The organism is Ligilactobacillus sp., from assembly GCF_036846325.1.
In the GTDB taxonomy this organism is placed as follows: domain Bacteria; phylum Bacillota; class Bacilli; order Lactobacillales; family Lactobacillaceae; genus Ligilactobacillus.
Window position 1 is genome coordinate 1 of the sequence record NZ_DAIUCE010000043.1, and the last position, 15513, is coordinate 15513.

Annotated in this window: 20 protein-coding genes and 1 other annotated feature; of the genes, 1 reads left to right on the forward strand and 19 read right to left on the reverse strand. The window is 44.4% G+C overall.

Going from position 1 to position 15513, the window contains the following annotated elements; translation table 11 throughout:
* Positions 1-146 precede the first annotated feature (146 nt).
* Entirely contained in the window at positions 147-1931 is a 1785-nt protein-coding gene (gene uvrC, locus V7Z60_RS05515) for an excinuclease ABC subunit UvrC (protein ID WP_334116851.1), read from the reverse strand.
* Positions 1932-1956: 25 nt separating this feature from the next.
* Positions 1957-2691, reverse strand: coding sequence for an amino acid ABC transporter ATP-binding protein (locus V7Z60_RS05520; RefSeq protein WP_334116852.1), 735 nt, complete (start codon positions 2689-2691; stop codon positions 1957-1959).
* Positions 2692-2881: 190 nt separating this feature from the next.
* Here V7Z60_RS05520 and V7Z60_RS05525 point away from each other — a divergent pair, with 190 nt between their 5' ends.
* Complete coding sequence (locus V7Z60_RS05525; RefSeq protein WP_334116853.1) at positions 2882-3025, forward strand: SPJ_0845 family protein; 144 nt, start codon at positions 2882-2884, stop codon at positions 3023-3025.
* An 89-nt stretch (positions 3026-3114) separates the two neighbouring features.
* Here the strand turns inward: V7Z60_RS05525 and V7Z60_RS05530 are convergent, their stop codons facing one another.
* From V7Z60_RS05530 to dnaI, 17 genes are all read right to left on the reverse strand, one after another.
* Positions 3115-3414, reverse strand: coding sequence for a nucleoside triphosphate pyrophosphohydrolase family protein (locus V7Z60_RS05530; RefSeq protein ID WP_334116854.1), 300 nt, complete (start codon positions 3412-3414; stop codon positions 3115-3117).
* 2 nt (positions 3415-3416) lie between these two features.
* On the reverse strand, positions 3417-4013 hold the full coding sequence (yihA, locus tag V7Z60_RS05535; RefSeq protein ID WP_334116855.1) for a ribosome biogenesis GTP-binding protein YihA/YsxC: 597 nt from the start codon (positions 4011-4013) through the stop codon (positions 3417-3419).
* Positions 4014-4343: 330 nt separating this feature from the next.
* Positions 4344-4520 (reverse strand): 50S ribosomal protein L32, encoded by a 177-nt coding sequence (rpmF, locus tag V7Z60_RS05540; RefSeq protein WP_003698087.1) that lies wholly within the window; start codon positions 4518-4520, stop codon positions 4344-4346.
* A 79-nt stretch (positions 4521-4599) separates the two neighbouring features.
* Positions 4600-5154, reverse strand: a complete 555-nt coding sequence (locus V7Z60_RS05545; protein WP_334116856.1) for a YceD family protein — start codon at positions 5152-5154, stop codon at positions 4600-4602.
* Between the two features lie 81 nt (positions 5155-5235).
* A complete protein-coding gene (locus V7Z60_RS05550; RefSeq protein ID WP_334116857.1) occupies positions 5236-6381 on the reverse strand; it encodes a nucleotidyltransferase in 1146 nt (381 codons plus the stop codon).
* Positions 6382-6393: 12 nt separating this feature from the next.
* A complete protein-coding gene (locus tag V7Z60_RS05555) occupies positions 6394-7128 on the reverse strand; it encodes a class I SAM-dependent DNA methyltransferase (RefSeq protein WP_334116858.1) in 735 nt (244 codons plus the stop codon).
* Positions 7128-7484 (reverse strand): ribosome silencing factor, encoded by a 357-nt coding sequence (rsfS, locus tag V7Z60_RS05560; RefSeq protein ID WP_334116859.1) that lies wholly within the window; start codon positions 7482-7484, stop codon positions 7128-7130. Before rsfS ends, V7Z60_RS05555 begins: the two co-directional genes overlap by 1 nt.
* Positions 7485-7497: 13 nt before the next feature.
* Positions 7498-8094, reverse strand: coding sequence for a bis(5'-nucleosyl)-tetraphosphatase (symmetrical) YqeK (gene yqeK / locus V7Z60_RS05565; protein ID WP_334116860.1), 597 nt, complete (start codon positions 8092-8094; stop codon positions 7498-7500).
* Positions 8087-8722: a nicotinate-nucleotide adenylyltransferase gene (locus V7Z60_RS05570; RefSeq protein WP_334116861.1), complete on the reverse strand. Its 636-nt coding sequence runs from the start codon at positions 8720-8722 to the stop codon at positions 8087-8089. The genes yqeK and V7Z60_RS05570 overlap by 8 nt, the downstream gene beginning before the upstream one ends.
* 11 nt (positions 8723-8733) lie before the next feature.
* Positions 8734-9045 carry a ribosome assembly RNA-binding protein YhbY gene (gene yhbY, locus V7Z60_RS05575; protein WP_334116862.1) on the reverse strand — a complete coding sequence of 104 codons (312 nt, stop codon included), beginning with the start codon at positions 9043-9045 and terminating at the stop codon, positions 8734-8736.
* 12 nt (positions 9046-9057) lie between these two features.
* Complete coding sequence (gene yqeH, locus V7Z60_RS05580; protein ID WP_334116863.1) at positions 9058-10176, reverse strand: ribosome biogenesis GTPase YqeH; 1119 nt, start codon at positions 10174-10176, stop codon at positions 9058-9060.
* Positions 10169-10702 carry a YqeG family HAD IIIA-type phosphatase gene (locus tag V7Z60_RS05585; protein WP_334116864.1) on the reverse strand — a complete coding sequence of 178 codons (534 nt, stop codon included), beginning with the start codon at positions 10700-10702 and terminating at the stop codon, positions 10169-10171. Before V7Z60_RS05585 ends, yqeH begins: the two co-directional genes overlap by 8 nt.
* Positions 10703-10841: 139 nt before the next feature.
* A complete protein-coding gene (gene rplT, locus V7Z60_RS05590) occupies positions 10842-11201 on the reverse strand; it encodes a 50S ribosomal protein L20 (protein ID WP_334116865.1) in 360 nt (119 codons plus the stop codon).
* Positions 11202-11304: 103 nt separating this feature from the next.
* Positions 11305-11508, reverse strand: a complete 204-nt coding sequence (rpmI, locus tag V7Z60_RS05595) for a 50S ribosomal protein L35 (RefSeq protein ID WP_003693779.1) — start codon at positions 11506-11508, stop codon at positions 11305-11307.
* A 24-nt stretch (positions 11509-11532) separates the two neighbouring features.
* Positions 11533-12039, reverse strand: a complete 507-nt coding sequence (infC, locus tag V7Z60_RS05600) for a translation initiation factor IF-3 (protein ID WP_334116866.1) — start codon at positions 12037-12039, stop codon at positions 11533-11535.
* Between the two features lie 45 nt (positions 12040-12084).
* Positions 12085-12224: a sequence feature (ribosomal protein L20 leader region), on the reverse strand.
* Between the two features lie 56 nt (positions 12225-12280).
* Complete coding sequence (gene thrS, locus V7Z60_RS05605) at positions 12281-14215, reverse strand: threonine--tRNA ligase (protein WP_334116867.1); 1935 nt, start codon at positions 14213-14215, stop codon at positions 12281-12283.
* A 324-nt stretch (positions 14216-14539) separates the two neighbouring features.
* On the reverse strand, positions 14540-15513 hold a 974-nt coding region (dnaI, locus tag V7Z60_RS05610), incomplete at its 5' end, for a primosomal protein DnaI (protein ID WP_334116868.1).

The window sequence follows — 15513 nt, forward strand, 5'->3', positions numbered from 1 at the left end:
AAACAACTTCTGGTGGCACACGTTTTTATTCATGGAAATTCCCCCAATCAGCTTAAGACAAAACCGTTACGATTTTCTCGATTTTATGACCCAATTATAGCACAACCTCAACCGTTTGTTTCAAATTCATACCATCAAATTAATGATTATGTCTCACTTTCCTTTGCCAAGCTGATTTTGATTGTCTGCGCCGTTTTTTGAGGTATTCCCAAACTGATCAATTCTTCGACGCTTGCCGAAGACAGCCGCTTTAAGGAACCAAAATTACGCAAAAGCTTCGTTCGCGTTTTGGGACCGACACCCTTGATTCGTTCCAGTCTTGAAGACAATGAATTCTTGCTGTGAACCTGTCTATGAAAGGTGATTGCAAAGCGGTGCACTTCATCTTGAATGCGCTGCAGCAGATAAAATCCCTCACTCTTGGGATTCAACCCGATTTTTTCGCCGGTTTCGGTCATCAGGTCGGCCGTTTTGTGATGTTCATTCTTGACCATTCCGGCAACCGGGATGCTTAACCCGAGCTGATTTTGAAGCACGTCGACGCAGGCGTCAATCTGAATTTTGGCACCGTCCATCAAAATCAGATCGGGAAGAGTTTCATGCTCTTTCAACAGGCGGCTGTATCTGCGATAGATTACCTCTCTCGTACTTGCAGCCTCGTCTGCATGATCGGTATTCTTCAGCTTGTACTTGCGATACAGTTTTTTTTCAGGGCGGCCGTCGATAAAACAGACCATTGCCGACACGATGTCAGTCCCCTGAAGATGCGAGTGGTCAAATGCTTCAACGCGATGCCCGTTTGGAAGACCTAATGCATCGGTGATCTCGTTCATCGCGCCGACTGTCTTTCTGTCATCAAGTTCGAGAAGTCGAAATTTTTCTTCCAGGACAAGCCTGGCATTTTTATGAGCCATTTCCAATAAGTCCCGCTTCTGCCCTCTTTTGGGAGTTTTAACCGAGACTCCAAGAATCTCATTCAGAACTTTTTTGTCAATTCCTGCCGGAACAAGAATTTCCTTTGGCAAAATACGGTTTTTCTGATTATAGAATTGGAGGATAAATGAAGCAAGTTCTTCTTCCGGAAGATCAACGCAAGGGAAAAGGCGCTTTTCACGCTTCATCAAACGTGCCTGTCTGATGAAAAAGACCTGAATGGAAAGCCACCCCTTGTCCATAAAGAAGTTGAACAGGTCCCTTGGCGTATTGTCGTTTGAAATGATTTTCTGCTTCTCAACCGTCATTTCAACATAACGGATCTGATCTCTTATTTCAGCAGCTCTTTCAAATTCAAGCCTGGATGCCGCATCATTCATTTTTGCAGTCAGTTCGCGCTTGATCTGTGAAACGTTTCCGTTTAAAAACGACTTGATCTTGCGGATATTTCTCTCATAAGCTTCAACCGGAACTTCCTTGAAACATGCCCCCAGGCATTGCCCCATATGATAGTACAGACATGGTCTCTTCTGATGCCCGGAGCACCTTCTCAACGGATAGACCTTTTGCAGCAGCTGCATCGTTTCCTGTGCGGCATAAACATTTGGATACGGTCCAAAATAATATCCGCCGTCATTCAACACTTTACTTACAATCATTATTTGCGGATCGCGCTCATTCGTTATTTTTATATAAGGATATCCGGTCCCGCGCTTAAGTTTTATGTTGTAATAAGGCTTATGTTTTTGAATCAAGGTAATTTCAAGTAGAAACGCTTCCTTGTCAGTCGACGTCACGATTGTCTCAAAATCCCGAATTTCAGAAACCAGTCTGGCCGTTTTCCCTTCATGTGAACTCTTGAAATATGAACGAACGCGATTTTTCAGATTTTTGGCTTTGCCGACATAGATAATCTTTGCATTGACGTCTTTCATCAAATAACATCCGGGCTGGTCAGGCAGTAGTTTCAGCTTGTTTTCGATGTGCTGCGTCGCCATTGAAATACCTCCGTTTCGTTAAATACTACAGTATCTTCGCCAAAAATTCCCTTGCACGCTCAGTCTTAGGTGCATTAAAGAAATCTTCAGGATTGCCCTTTTCCTGAATATAGCCGTCAGACATGAACCAGACTTCATCAGCCACTTCCCTGGCAAATCCCATTTCGTGCGTGACGACAACCATTGTCATTCCGGAATCGGCCAAGTCACGCATAACCTTCAGAACTTCACCGACCATCTCCGGATCAAGCGCGCTGGTCGGCTCGTCAAAGAGCATCACCTCAGGATCCATCGCCAATGCGCGCGCAATTGCGACACGCTGCTGCTGACCGCCTGAAAGACTCGCAGGATATTGATTTTCATGCTCAGACAAGCCCACCTTTTCAAGCAGCAGTCTGGCTTTTTCCTCAGCTTCCTCTTCAGAGACTCCCTTGACCTTCATCGGTGCCACCTTGATGTTTTCAAGCACCGTCATGTTAGGAAACAGATTGAAGCCTTGAAATACCATTCCCATTTTCTCTCTTAAGGCACAAAGCTCCTTCTCAGATATATTCGTCAGATCTTTGCCTTCAAACAGGACCTTCCCGGAGTTTGGCCTTTCAAGCACATTCAAGCAGCGAAGAAAAGTGCTCTTGCCTGATCCTGAAGGACCTATCACGCAGATAACCTGTCCCTTGCTGACGTCTTCCGTGATGTCTTTTAAAATAACGTTTTCGCCGTATTTTTTCATAAGATTTTGAATTTCAATCATTTTCGTCATAACTAAACTTCCTTCCGATTCTCCCTAAAAATTTTCAATGCTTCAATTATACGTCCTTTTTCATTTTTATGCAATTTAAAGTTTGATTTCCGTTATATATTCAAATGAAATGCATAAAATTACATTACGCTCATACTCTTGCATTTTACGTGCCAAATCTGTTATGCTTTCAATGTTAAGAGGTGATTCCATGGGTCTTAAAGTAAACCGTCAGACAAATCTTGAAAAGCTTTTTGATCAATTCGCAGTCATAGAGCCGGAAAAGACTGAGAAAAATGAGAAAAAGGCCGAGAAGTCACAAAAGACTGAAGCTAAAAAGGAAAACAGGAAATAATTCCAGAGGAATCAGCGATGATTCCTTTTTTTCACTTCAAAAACACTGCATTTGATAAAAAAGCACCTCAAAGATGAGGTGCAAGTTTCCTACATCCCGGTCGTAAAACCATTGGGGTAGCGTTTATTCAACGTTTCGATGTTTGATTTGGCAACGTCATCGAAATCAACACCGGCCCATTGCGCAATCTGAGAAAGATACCACAGGACATCACCAAGCTCGTCAATCATTTTCTCCTTATCAAGATCCTTTCCCTTGAAGGTGTAGTCCTGAATCAGATCAATCAACTGACCGCTCTCTCCGGCCAGTCCCAGCGCACAATTCGTCAGAACCTGCTCATTACCGTAAAGAGTACGATTGGCAGCTTTTTGGTATTCATTGAATTCCATCGTCAATCCCCCTTAATGCCGCTCATTTTTTCAACCCAGTTCCAGACTTCTTCCTTGCCGGCCCTTGTAACGGATGAAAAAAGAACGATTTCGTCCTGCGGGTTCAAAGCGAGCTTCTTCCTGATCTGGCTCTCCGTCCTGTTCCACTTTCCACGCGGTATTTTGTCCATTTTCGTTGCACAGACAAGAATCGGCAGATCGTAGTAGTGCAGGAAGTCAATCATCTGACAATCAAGCTCCGTTGGCTCATGCCGACCGTCAACGAGCGAAATAACACCGCGCAGAACGGGACGATCGGAAAAATACCTTTCAATCATCTGTCCCCATTTTTCACGATCTTTTTTTGAGACTTTTGCGTACCCGTATCCCGGCACGTCTACAAAGTACAGTTCAGATTCAATATTGTAAAAATTAAGCGTCTGCGTCTTTCCCGGCTGACTTGACGTTCTTGCCAGTCCCTTGCGATTGATCAACGTATTGATCAAAGAAGACTTACCGACGTTCGATCGACCTGACAGAGCTATTTCCGGAAACCCCTCCTTTGGATATTGCACAGGAGAAACCGCGCTGATCGTCAGCTCGACATTTTGAACTTTCATTTTTTCTTCCACCCTTCATAAATCATCCTTGCATATCGTATCTTGAGCTGGCTGATTTACAAGCATTGATAAACTTTACCGAAGCAATTTCATGATTGCGTTTAGACAGAACGTGGCATGTTATATCATATACTAATTATACTATCTGAATTTAAATGATGCAAAGAAAGCACAAAAATGCCTCAGAAGCGACGATTCATCCGCCGCTTAAGGGAGCGACAGTATTTTCGCCATTTTGGATAAAAAAGAAACACCCCACAACGTATCGTTTGAGGTGTTTTCCGATAAGAAATAAGAGGGCCATGGTCCCTGATATATCTTATAAATTAATTACTTTGTCTTTACGACTTCCTTGTCACCGTAGTAACCGCAAGCTGAGCATACGTGATGTGACTTTCTGAGTTCACCACAGTTAGGGCATGCGCTCATGCCGGGAACTGACAGCTTGTAGTGCGTACGACGTAATCTCTTGCGTGTCTTTGATGTTTTACGTGCTGGTACAGCCATTACGGGGCACCTCCTTTAGCTTTCAAAATGACTCAACAAAAAGAATTGTACTTGTTATTCAAGAAATTTGCAACAAATCTCAGGAATTTTCCTCGGAATTCTTGAAAAAATCCTTTAATTTGGACAAACGCGGATCAACTCCGTCCTCATCTTTTCGAGATTCTTTCAACTGACTCTCGGAAACAACCGACCAGTCATTGCCGGAAGGCATCGACTCATCGTTGCTCTGTTCAGTAGCAGTCAAAACCTGCATAGGAATTTGCAACAAAACATTGTCACAAATCGCATCATCAAGATCCAAAATATCATCTGGTAAAACCATGACAACATCAGTATTCTCAAAACGCGACAAATCATGTTCATGCTGACTGACGTAATGCTCAGTAAAATCAAAGACAAGCGGAACTTCCGCTGCCTCCAGCGAACGTGAAGACGGAAGCACAAGCTTTGTCTTAACTTTAACATAACCGCAGACTCCCAATTCGTCAACGGAAAAGATTCCCTTGACTTCAACGGGGGAAACGTCAATAATATCCGAATTCCGAGCCATGAGCTCATCTTTCAGATCAAGCGTTTCAGAAAACGTCAACGGTTCATCGACAGTCTGGCGTAATTCATTCAGCGACCATTTCATGCTGTATTTCCTCCCAATGCAACAAATTCGATTATAACTGTCAACCAGGAGTTTGTCAACCCATTTTACTTGACAGCTCGCTTAAAATCTTAGCGGTGCCCGCTTTAAATCCTGCTCGCACCCATTTTTGAGCTGATAAATCTTTCCCGTACGATAATCAAGTTCCAGGCGTTTTCTACGATCGTCCTGGCCGACCTTTGCGAAAATATCAATTTCATCGCGTTTCTTCGCCAAATGCAAGACGCTGCGACCGCGCTCATTGAATCCGAGCACCCTGACGTACGGGTTATCATTGTAAGCCTCAATTTCGTCGCATTTAATACCCAAAAGGCATGAGCAAGCCAGACGCGACAATCTCGTATACGTAAAACGCTTGTTTTTCACGAGCTTGATCCATTCGTCAAAAGTCGCATCATATGGCATTTTCTGAGCACACTCCTTCAAACGATACTCGATTCCTTCAGCCATCCCGTAGATTCTCCCAAGCGAATCCACGGACTGGCTGAGCAGCAGATAATGAAGATCAGGCCAAAAATCATTCCACGAAACGAATGGCCTTTTCTTAAAATCATTTGCCGTTGCTTCTGGAACGACTTGATCAATCCGAGAACGGGCACCGCTTGCAACGGAGGTTCTGATCGCCGTTGCGCTTGCGATTTCCGAGTTATCACCAAAAGTCGTTTCATGATATCCCGCTTTGATCCTTTGAACGGGATGCAATTCCAATTCGTTTTTCATTAAAAGTGACTGCTTGGCGTATGACAGTGCCAGCAAGTCGTTTGGCTGATCAACGCTATGCCCGATTTTTTGCGCAATTGCCTGTTGAAACGATGCGGCATACGACTGATCGTATTTTTTGAAATCACCGTGAACGTCTGCGACAAGTTCGGCATATTTCTTAAAATCGTATTCAGCATGCTCCGCACCAAAAAACAAATCGGTGACTCCAAGAGAACTCAATGCGTTTACGCCGCCAAAGGCAAATCGATCCGCCGGCTGCATGCAGGCGGCAACCGGTACTTCAACGACCAGATCGGCACCATTCTGCAATGCTTCGCTTGCCCTGGTCCATTTATCAAAACATGCCGGTTCTCCGCGTTGAAGAAAGTTTCCGCTCATTGCGACAACTAACGGCGCATCGCCTGATTCCCTCTTAATCTGTTCAATCTGATAGCGATGACCATTGTGAAACGGGTTATACTCAGCTATTACGCCTGCAATCTTCATAAACCGCACCTCTCAGTCCTTTTGACAGACAAAGAACCAGCGCGTTGTCTGCTCATTCGGCTTGCTCCTGCCAAAGTCGGCACTGACTTTGACTTGACTGAACCCTGCATTTTCAAGTGCCTTCAAATAAACGTCAAGCTCATAGGTTCTTTCGTAATGAAGCTCTTCAATTCGATCATATCCGTCTTCCTTTTCATTCCAGATAAAGAAAGTCAATTCATGCTCGATGCTGTGAAGATGCTTCCCTTCAAAACTCGTCCAGATGAAAGCCTGCTCCTCATCGGTGTAGTTGTACATGTAGCCTGGATAAACCACATCGGTTTGATAAGGAGTAATCACGTCAAAGATAAGTTTTCCTTCAGGCTTCAGGTGCTGAAAAACTTCAACGAATGCCCTTTCAACGCTTTTTTCATCAGGCAGATAACAAAATGAATCAGCAAAGCAGGTCACGTTGCTGAATTTTTCGGAAAGACCGCTTAAATCAAGCATATTGCCCTGATAAAGCGGAAGGTCGACCCCCGCTTCCTCAGCATGTTCCAAAGCAAGACTCAGCATCTCTTCCGACAAATCCAGTCCTGACGTTTCAAACCCACGCTCTGCAAGCTTCACGGCAAATCTTCCCGATCCGCACGCAAGGTCCAGAACGTTTCCCGAAACAAGCTCATTTTCGGCAAAATCAAGCCAGTTGGCATACATCTCAGGATCCATCAAATCATCGTAAAGTTTGGCGAATGTCGTATAAATCATTATTCTTTGACCCAATCGGCAATATCTGCCAGAGGTGCGTCGGACCAAAGCTTTTCAAGATTGTAAAACTGGCGCGTCTCAGTTTTGAAAACATGAACGACAACGTCGCCCAAATCAAGCAATATCCAGTTTGCCCCGTCTTTTCCTTCGACGTTCCGGACTTCAAATCCTGCTTCTTCAACTTTTTCTTCAATTATGTCGGCAACTGCCTTGACCTGGCGTTCAGAATTCGCCTGCATGATCACAAAATAATCCGCAAGCAGGCTGATTCCCTGAACGTCCAAAGCGACAATATCCTCAGCGCGCTTGCTGTCAGCAGCTTCAACGACAACTTTTAATAATTCCTTGCTATCCATAAAATACCTCGCTTTAATTTTCTGCAACGAACGCATTATAAGTCAAAATAGCGTCCGGATAAATTCTAGAACTGCTGCTCATCAAAAACTGCAGCGTATGTTTGGTTTCAAAAATCACGGCCTGCTTTAAATCAGAATAAGCCAGAGCTCTTGCAATCCTGACGTCCGGAAAACTGCGATTCGGTTCGACATAATCGCTGACGTAAACAATTTGATCAAGCGTCGTCATTTCAGGAGCTCCTACCGTATGCCGCCTTACGGCATTCAAGATTTCCTCGTCCGTAATTTCAAGCTCGTCCTTGATGAATTCAGCGCCGACGACACCATGCCAGATAAAATTGCCCCAGTTCAGCAAATCAGAATCAAGATCTTTTTCCCTGATTTTTTCGATGAACTGTTCATCCGTTTTTTCCTTGGCATAGTCATGAACAAAGCCTGCAATCATTGCCTGTTCCGGATCGACTCCGTTCAATCCGGCAAGTTCATAACACGTTTGTCCAACGCCCAGAATATGTTTATAACGAAAATCGCTCAATTGACTCCTGATTTTCTCCAGCAATTCCTCTTTTGTGCCATGGTAGAAACGATTGCTAAGTTTTATTTCACTCACGATACAAGCCTTCCTCTCTGATATACTCCTCAACGGCATCGGGAACAAGATATTTGATTGAGCAGTCATGCCTGATTTTTTCCCGAATCATCGATGAGCTGATTTCAATGTGCGGAACGTCCACCCAGACAATCGGATACTCGCTTCTGTGCCTGTAACCGGGACGCTCGACGCCGACAAATTTGACCAGTTTGATCAGATCGTCAATCCGGTGCCATTTTGGCAAATACTCCACCATGTCGCCGCCGATAATGAAGTAGTATTCAGTTTCAGGATTTCTTAACGTAAGCTCCTTCATCGTATCATAAGTATAGCTTACGCCGCCTCGTTTCAGTTCGATGTCTTCTATCTCAAAATCAGGGTTGGTTTCGATTGCAAGTTCCGCCATCTTCAAACGGTATTTTGCATCAATCGCGCTTTTGGCATCGACATGCGGTGGCAGGTTGTCCGGCATGAACATGACCTTGTCAAGATCAAGCTGACTTTTAACCTGCTCCGCCATAATCAGATGACCGTGATGAATCGGATTGAATGTTCCGCCCAGAATTCCGACACGTTTCTTCCTGATTCCGCTGATCGGTTCAACCTTAATCTGAATCTCAGGCGTCTTCTTCTTAGAGATAACCACGAAAAGGCCTCCTACATCCTGGCTGCTTCAAGCGAATAGCTGCGATTTTCACGCTTGTCCGCCTGCTTGAACAAAACGAGAACGTGGCCGATCTTCTGGACGACCTGAATCCGCGAATTGGTTTCGATATACTCAATGACTTCTTCATCTTCAACAATTGCGTTTTGCAAAACGTTGACTTTAAGCAATTCGCGCTTTTCAATTGCATCTTCGACCTGCTTGAGCCAATTTGCAGTCAAACCTTCTTTTCCGACTTGGAAAAGCGGTCTCATCTCATGAGCCTGCGAACGTAAATAGCGTTTTTGTTTTCCTTTAAGTTTCATCTTTTCAACCTCTTAAATCATTGCTTTTCTCAAAACGACGCTGACGCCTTCAGGAGCCCAGCCGGCAACGATGCTGCCTTCCTTGACGGAAATCCATCCGAGTCCCGCAAAAACCAGATCGCTTTTTTCAGTAACCTTGAACTCAAATCTGACAAGCTTCGGAAATGTCTTCATCTCTTCTTCTGAAGGTGGATTCAGCAGTTTTCCGGCGTGCTTTTCATAAAATGCAGAGGCGTTTTCCGTCTTGGTTCTGTGAATCATCAAATTGTTGTCCAGATATACGACTACGCCCTGCTTTTTTCCGGAAACGTAATCAAAACGCGCCAATGCGCCCAGAAACAGAGTCTGTCCCTCATTCAGCTGATAAACTTTAGGCTTGATTTCCTTTTGGGGAGAGGCCAGTTTGAGTTCTTTCGGCGACAGGTAATGAGCCATCTGATTCTTGTGAATGATTCCCGGCGTGTCGATCAGAAATCGGCCGTCGCCAAACGGAATTTCAATCCGATCAAGCGTTGTTCCCGGAAAACGCGATGTCGTGATCAAATCGCTGATACCGGTTCGATGCTTGATGATCTGATTAATCAGAGTCGATTTCCCGACGTTTGTGACGCCAACGACATACACGTCTCTTCCCTCGCGATATCTGTCGATTAATTCCATCAGCCTGTCAACCTCATGCCCCTTTGAAGCACTCGTCAAACAAACTTCAACCGGGCGCAGTCCCTGTGCATTTGCAGACTGACGCAGCCAGTCTCTGATTTTTGAGCGCTTGAGCGAGCGCGGAAGCAGATCTTCCTTGTTTCCAACCATCAAAATCGGATTATTGCCGACGAAACGGTGCAGTCCCGGAATAATCGAACCGCTGAAATCAAAAATATCAACAACGTTGACGATCAATGCGTCCGATTCTCCAATCTGATTGAGCAACGCCAGAAAATCGTCATCCGTCAACGAAACATCAGCCGTTTCATTGTAATGCCTCAGTCTGAAACAGCGCTTGCAATAAAGGTCTTCATCATCTGTCCGTTTTTCCAAGGCAGACTGCGGCATAAATCCAGGTTCTTGCGGATCAACGGTCTGTATTTTTGCACCGCAACCTATACAGTACAGTTCATCTGAATTTTCAGTCATTCAAATCATGCCTCCATGTCGTGCTTAGTTTATTTTCTTTCAGCAATCGCTTTTTAACGATATTTTCCAAAAAACGATTTATTTTAGTGTTCCATGCATCTGATTTCACTAAAGGCTTCACTAAAATGCAGCGAATTCCGAAATTGTTTGCCGATGCCACATCGGTCATCAGCTGGTCACCGACGAGAACCGTCTCGTGTCTTTTCAGTCCGTATCTCTTCACCGCAATTCTGAGACCACGCGCAAATGGTTTCATTGCACGCGAAACAAACGGCAATCCCAGCGAACGAACCGCCCGTTCCACCCTTTTGAAACTATTATTTGAAACGACTACCACAGGAATCTTTGCTTCTTCCATTTTCTGAAGCCATTCGCGAAGCTGGGGCGTTCCATCTGGATTATTCCAGGCAATCAAGGTGTTGTCAAGATCCGTCAGCACCACCTTGATGCCCTTTTTTCTCAATTCCTCCGGAGGTAAATCGTAAATTGACTCAACTTGCCATGTTGGTTGAAATTTTGAAAACATGCTCTAATTCCCTTCTGAAATCTTGCTACTACAATTATAGATTAGTCGGGCCCCTTTGCGCAAGAAACCCGAATCAGTCCCATTAGCAATAAAAAGGAGCCAGGAGAAAAAATCTTCCCAGCTCCTTTTGGTTAGCTAATTATTTTGCCAAAGCTTTCTTTGCTTCTTCAACAACGGCCGTAAATGCTGCTGCATCAGTAATAGCAAGATCAGCCAACATCTTGCGGTTAACTTCGATGTCAGCCAACTTCAAGCCGTGCATCAATTGGCTGTAGCTGATGCCGTTCATACGAGCTGCAGCGTTGATACGAGCAATCCACAACTTGCGGAAGTTGGACTTGTTCTTGCGACGATCACGGAAAGCATATTGATATGACTTCATTACCTGTTGCTTGGCAACCTTGAATTGAGTATGCTTTGAACCGCGATATCCTTTAGCTAATTTCAAGACTTTCTTACGACGTTGACGCGTAACTGTTCCACCTTTAACACGTGGCATGATAATTCCTCCTTAGTATCCCGACTCTTCGGGTAAAAAAACAAAATCGTGCATGTGCACCGACCAAAATGGTGCGACATTCAAAACTTGAATAAATGAATGATTATTTCATTTGTGAAAGCATCTGCTTGATACGCTTCATATCAGAGCCGGATACCATTGTAGCTTTACGCAACTGGCGACGTTGCTTAACCGTCTTGCCGTGAAAACGGTGTGATGTGTAAGCATGATTACGCTTCAAGCCACCATTACCCGTACGCTTGAAACGCTTTGCTGATGCGCGGTGTGTTTTTTGTTTTGCTGCCATAATACCATATTCCTCCTATGTGATTTAAGCCTGATTTTCGGCTTTTGGTGCAAGCATTAAGAACATGCTGCGACCATCCATTTTTGGCTTGGATTCAACTGTAGCAACATCAGATGTTTCTTCAGCGAATCGATCAAGAACTTCGCGGCCGATCTCCTTGTGAGTAATCGCACGACCCTTAAAACGGATGGAGACTTTCACTTTGTCCCCTTTTGAAAGGAACTTGCGTGCATTCTTCATCTTAGTGTTGAAGTCATTCGTGTCGATCGTTGGGCTCAAGCGAACTTCTTTAACGTTGATCACTTTTTGCTTTTTACGAGCTTCACGCTGTTTCTTCTGCAACTCAAAACGATACTTCCCATAATCCATGATTTTGGCAACAGGTGGTTTCGCTTTCGGTGCAACCAAAACAAGATCCAAATTGGCTTGTTCTGCCATTTGCAACGCCTCTTGCTTAGACTTGACCCCAAGCTGAGAGCCGTCATCGGAAATCAAGCGTAATTCACGTGCGCGAATGCCTTCGTTTACCATCTTATCAACTGCTATGGCGTTTCACCTCCAAAAAAATTTCAGAGAAAATGCAGAAAAAAACGGGTGCTCGCATAAACCAAACGCAAAGCACCCGTAAAAAATCCGTTCAATCGGAAATTAATTTCTTATTTCTGCCCAGGAACCTGTGTCCCTCAGGCGAGAAGCGGGAGCCTCTGCTTTTTTTCTCAACTTTTATATCTTAACAGTCTTATTTGCTCTTGTCAACTGTTTAACCGATTTTTTAATCTTCGCTGCGACTATATGTTTCAAGATCGTGATTCAGAATCTTCTTGAAGTCATCAAAGGCCATTGTTTCGGTCTTTTCCTGACCATAACGACGAACCGTGACTGTTCCCTGATCTTTTTCATTATCTCCGACAACGAGAGTATAAGGAACCTTGTTGACTTGTGCCTGGCGGATCTTGTAGCCCATCTTTTCATTGCGATCATCGACAGAAACGCGGATCTGGTGTGAAGCAAGAGCACCTGCAAGTTTCCTTGCATAATCCGTGTGAAGATCCAAATTGACAGGAATGACTTCAACCTGCTTTGGAGCAAGCCATGTCGGGAAGGCACCCTTGTACATTTCGGTCAGGTAAGCCGTGAAACGTTCCATCGTTGAAACGATGCCGCGGTGAATCATGACCGGACGATGTTCCTCACCATCGGCTCCGATATATTTGAGATCGAACCGTTCAGGGAGAAGGAAGTCCAATTGAATCGTCGAAAGTGTTTCTTCGCCGCCAAGCGCAGTCTTTGTCTGAACGTCAAGCTTAGGACCGTAGAATGCTGCTTCACCTTCGGCTTCAAAATATTCAAGCCCAAGATCATCCATTGCAGCCTTCAGCATACGCTGAGATTTTTCCCACATCTCATCATCATCATAGTATTTGTGAGTATTTTTCGGATCGCGGTAACTGAGGCGGAAACGATAATCATTGATATTGAAATCATGATAAACTTCAACCATAAGCTGAAGCGTCCGTTTGAATTCTGCTTCAATCTGATCCGGAGTCACGAAAGTATGACCGTCATTCAAAGTCATTTCGCGAACACGAGACAAGCCTGTCAGTGCTCCTGATTTTTCATAGCGATGCATCATGCCAAGTTCTGCAATTCGCAACGGAAGATCGCGATAAGAACGAATATGACGATTGTAAATCTGAATGTGTGACGGGCAGTTCATCGGACGAAGTTCAAGTAGTTCTCCATCGCCCATGTCCATTGGAGGAAACATGTCTTCACGATAATGATCCCAGTGACCTGATTGCTTGTACAAATCAACATTGGCAAGAATCGGCGTATAGACATGTTCGTAACCCCATGAAACTTCCTTGTCAATGATATAGCGTTCAATCGTACGACGAATGGTAGCACCGTTTGGCATCCAGTACGGAAGACCTGCACCGACCTTCGGGTCAACGAAGAAGAGATCAAGGTTGTTGCCGATGACACGGTGATCGCGTTCATGTGCTTCCTGCTGACGCTTCAATTCTTCGTCAAGTTCTTTTTGCTTGCTGAAGGCCGTACCGTAAATACGTTGCAGCATTGGATTTGACGAAGCGCCTTTCCAATATGCGCCGGCAACTGAAAGAACCTTAAAGACCTTGACCTTGCCCGCATCCTCAAGCGCAACCGGTGACGTAAAATCGACATGATTCAAAAGCTTGTGTCCGTACACCTTGCCGTCCGTCGCATTTTCCCTGACGATTTCAGTTTGATATTCGTCATTTTCGACAAGCTTCAAAGCCTGGTCGAGATCATACTCCACAAATTCGATTTTTTCCTTTGCCTTGACGATTTCTTCCATCTTCTTCGTCAGTTTTTCAAAATCTGCTTCGCCGACCTGACCGTCTTCCTTATCAGTATCGAAGTAAAATCCGTGTTCCGTCACTCCGCCTTCGCCAAATTTGACGTTTGGATAAAGCTCATGCAAGGCGGCTGCCAGAACAACTGCGGCGGTATGCCACAAGGCAATTCTTCCGTCATCGGAATCCTTCGTTACGATTTCAATTGAACCGTCTGTGAGTTTTTGATTCAAATCAACGAACTTGCCGTCGAGCTTGCCGCAGACAGCCTTCTTGGCAAGACTCATGCTGATTGAAGCAGCAACATCCTTAACTGTTGCACCGTCTTCAAATTCCTTGACGGCGCCATCTGGAAATTTAAGTTCCATTAGTATTACCTCCGATAATTTTTGCTTATGTGAAAAGGCACAAAAAAACGTCCCCGACATGACTCATGCCATGTCAGGGACGTCATTGACGCGGTTCCACCCATTTTCGACATTCTTTAACCGAATGACCTCAAAAACCGCTGATAACGGATGCGATCCGTCTTACCTTTGCAGTAAGCTCTCCATGAAAGCGGTAAGCTCGCCCGCCTGAGAGGCTTTCAGTCGCGTCCTCTCTCCCTGAATGGGTTGCCGTTTGTCTTTCACTAATGTATCTCTTATTTAAACACTAAGTTCCATCTTTTTCAAGTATTTTTTTTAAAACACTCAATCATTTCTGAGATTGGGACCGTCAACAATGATTTCAGTTGACAAGAATCTGATTCTCTCCATAATCCGCCTGGCTTTCAAAGAATCAGCCTCCATCCGATTACTAAACGTCAAATAACTGCTTTCAAGTTCTTTCATCGATAAATTTGATGAAAAAAACGTTGGAAGCTCTTCTTGCATTCGATGCTGCAAAATGACGCCCAAAATATCATCGCGCGACCAGTTGGAAAGAGAATCCGCACCAATATCGTCAAGCATAAGCACTGGCGCATTCTTGACTTCGTTAACGACGTCCGCAACCGTCCTGCCCGTTTTATCTCCAAGAAGAGCCTTAAGGTCAGAAATGAACGTCGGAACGTGCAAAATCGTCGTTGAAAAGCCTTTTTCTGCCAGATCATTCGCAATTGCGCCTAGAAGATACGTCTTTCCGACACCGAATTTTCCTTCAAGGTAAAGTCCCTTGTGAAATTCGTCTGGATTTTCCATATAGGATCTGACAAAAAGCAATGCCTGTTTTAAAGCCGCCGCCCTGCCTTTCGTCATCGTTCCGTAATCCTGCAGGCTTGCATTCCTGATCGACTTCGGAACGCTGATCATTCTTACGCGTCGCTTGATTTCACGTCGCTGCTTTTGCTGCATGTTTTCCTTTGTCGGCAAATACACGATCTGAACATGTTTGGAACTCATAATCAATTTGGGACAGTATCCTGGCATGAACGTTTTCTTTCCGGCATCACAATCCTTTTTAAAATTCAAATACTCGATGAATTTCGACATGCTTCGCCTGATTTCGTCAGCATCCAACTCGTCATGATGCTCTTTGATAAAAGCAACAATTTCAGGTTCCTTCAATACTTCCTGGTAAACGACTCTGACTTTTTCTTCCCAATGATATTTTTCCATCAATTCTGTCATTTTCTGCCCTACGTCTTCCATAAAACTCACCTGCCTTTGCCATTTTTCATCTGATT

Excerpts from the sequence above, each read along its gene's own strand:
- uvrC (WP_334116851.1), bottom strand. The coding sequence starts at position 1,931 with ATGGCGACGCAGCACATCGAAAACAAGCTGAAACTACTGCCTGACCAG.
- V7Z60_RS05520 (WP_334116852.1), bottom strand. The coding sequence starts at position 2,691 with ATGACGAAAATGATTGAAATTCAAAATCTTATGAAAAAATACGGCGAA.
- V7Z60_RS05525 (WP_334116853.1), top strand. The coding sequence starts at position 2,882 with ATGGGTCTTAAAGTAAACCGTCAGACAAATCTTGAAAAGCTTTTTGAT.
- V7Z60_RS05530 (WP_334116854.1), bottom strand. The coding sequence starts at position 3,414 with ATGGAATTCAATGAATACCAAAAAGCTGCCAATCGTACTCTTTACGGT.
- yihA (WP_334116855.1), bottom strand. The coding sequence starts at position 4,013 with ATGAAAGTTCAAAATGTCGAGCTGACGATCAGCGCGGTTTCTCCTGTG.
- rpmF (WP_003698087.1), bottom strand. The coding sequence starts at position 4,520 with ATGGCTGTACCAGCACGTAAAACATCAAAGACACGCAAGAGATTACGT.
- V7Z60_RS05545 (WP_334116856.1), bottom strand. The coding sequence starts at position 5,154 with ATGAAATGGTCGCTGAATGAATTACGCCAGACTGTCGATGAACCGTTG.
- V7Z60_RS05550 (WP_334116857.1), bottom strand. The coding sequence starts at position 6,381 with ATGAAGATTGCAGGCGTAATAGCTGAGTATAACCCGTTTCACAATGGT.
- V7Z60_RS05555 (WP_334116858.1), bottom strand. The coding sequence starts at position 7,128 with ATGATTTATACGACATTCGCCAAACTTTACGATGATTTGATGGATCCT.
- rsfS (WP_334116859.1), bottom strand. The coding sequence starts at position 7,484 with ATGGATAGCAAGGAATTATTAAAAGTTGTCGTTGAAGCTGCTGACAGC.
- yhbY (WP_334116862.1), bottom strand. The coding sequence starts at position 9,045 with ATGAAACTTAAAGGAAAACAAAAACGCTATTTACGTTCGCAGGCTCAT.
- yqeH (WP_334116863.1), bottom strand. The coding sequence starts at position 10,176 with ATGACTGAAAATTCAGATGAACTGTACTGTATAGGTTGCGGTGCAAAA.
- V7Z60_RS05585 (WP_334116864.1), bottom strand. The coding sequence starts at position 10,702 with ATGTTTTCAAAATTTCAACCAACATGGCAAGTTGAGTCAATTTACGAT.
- rplT (WP_334116865.1), bottom strand. The coding sequence starts at position 11,201 with ATGCCACGTGTTAAAGGTGGAACAGTTACGCGTCAACGTCGTAAGAAA.
- rpmI (WP_003693779.1), bottom strand. The coding sequence starts at position 11,508 with ATGGCAGCAAAACAAAAAACACACCGCGCATCAGCAAAGCGTTTCAAG.
- infC (WP_334116866.1), bottom strand. The coding sequence starts at position 12,039 with ATGGTAAACGAAGGCATTCGCGCACGTGAATTACGCTTGATTTCCGAT.
- thrS (WP_334116867.1), bottom strand. The coding sequence starts at position 14,215 with ATGGAACTTAAATTTCCAGATGGCGCCGTCAAGGAATTTGAAGACGGT.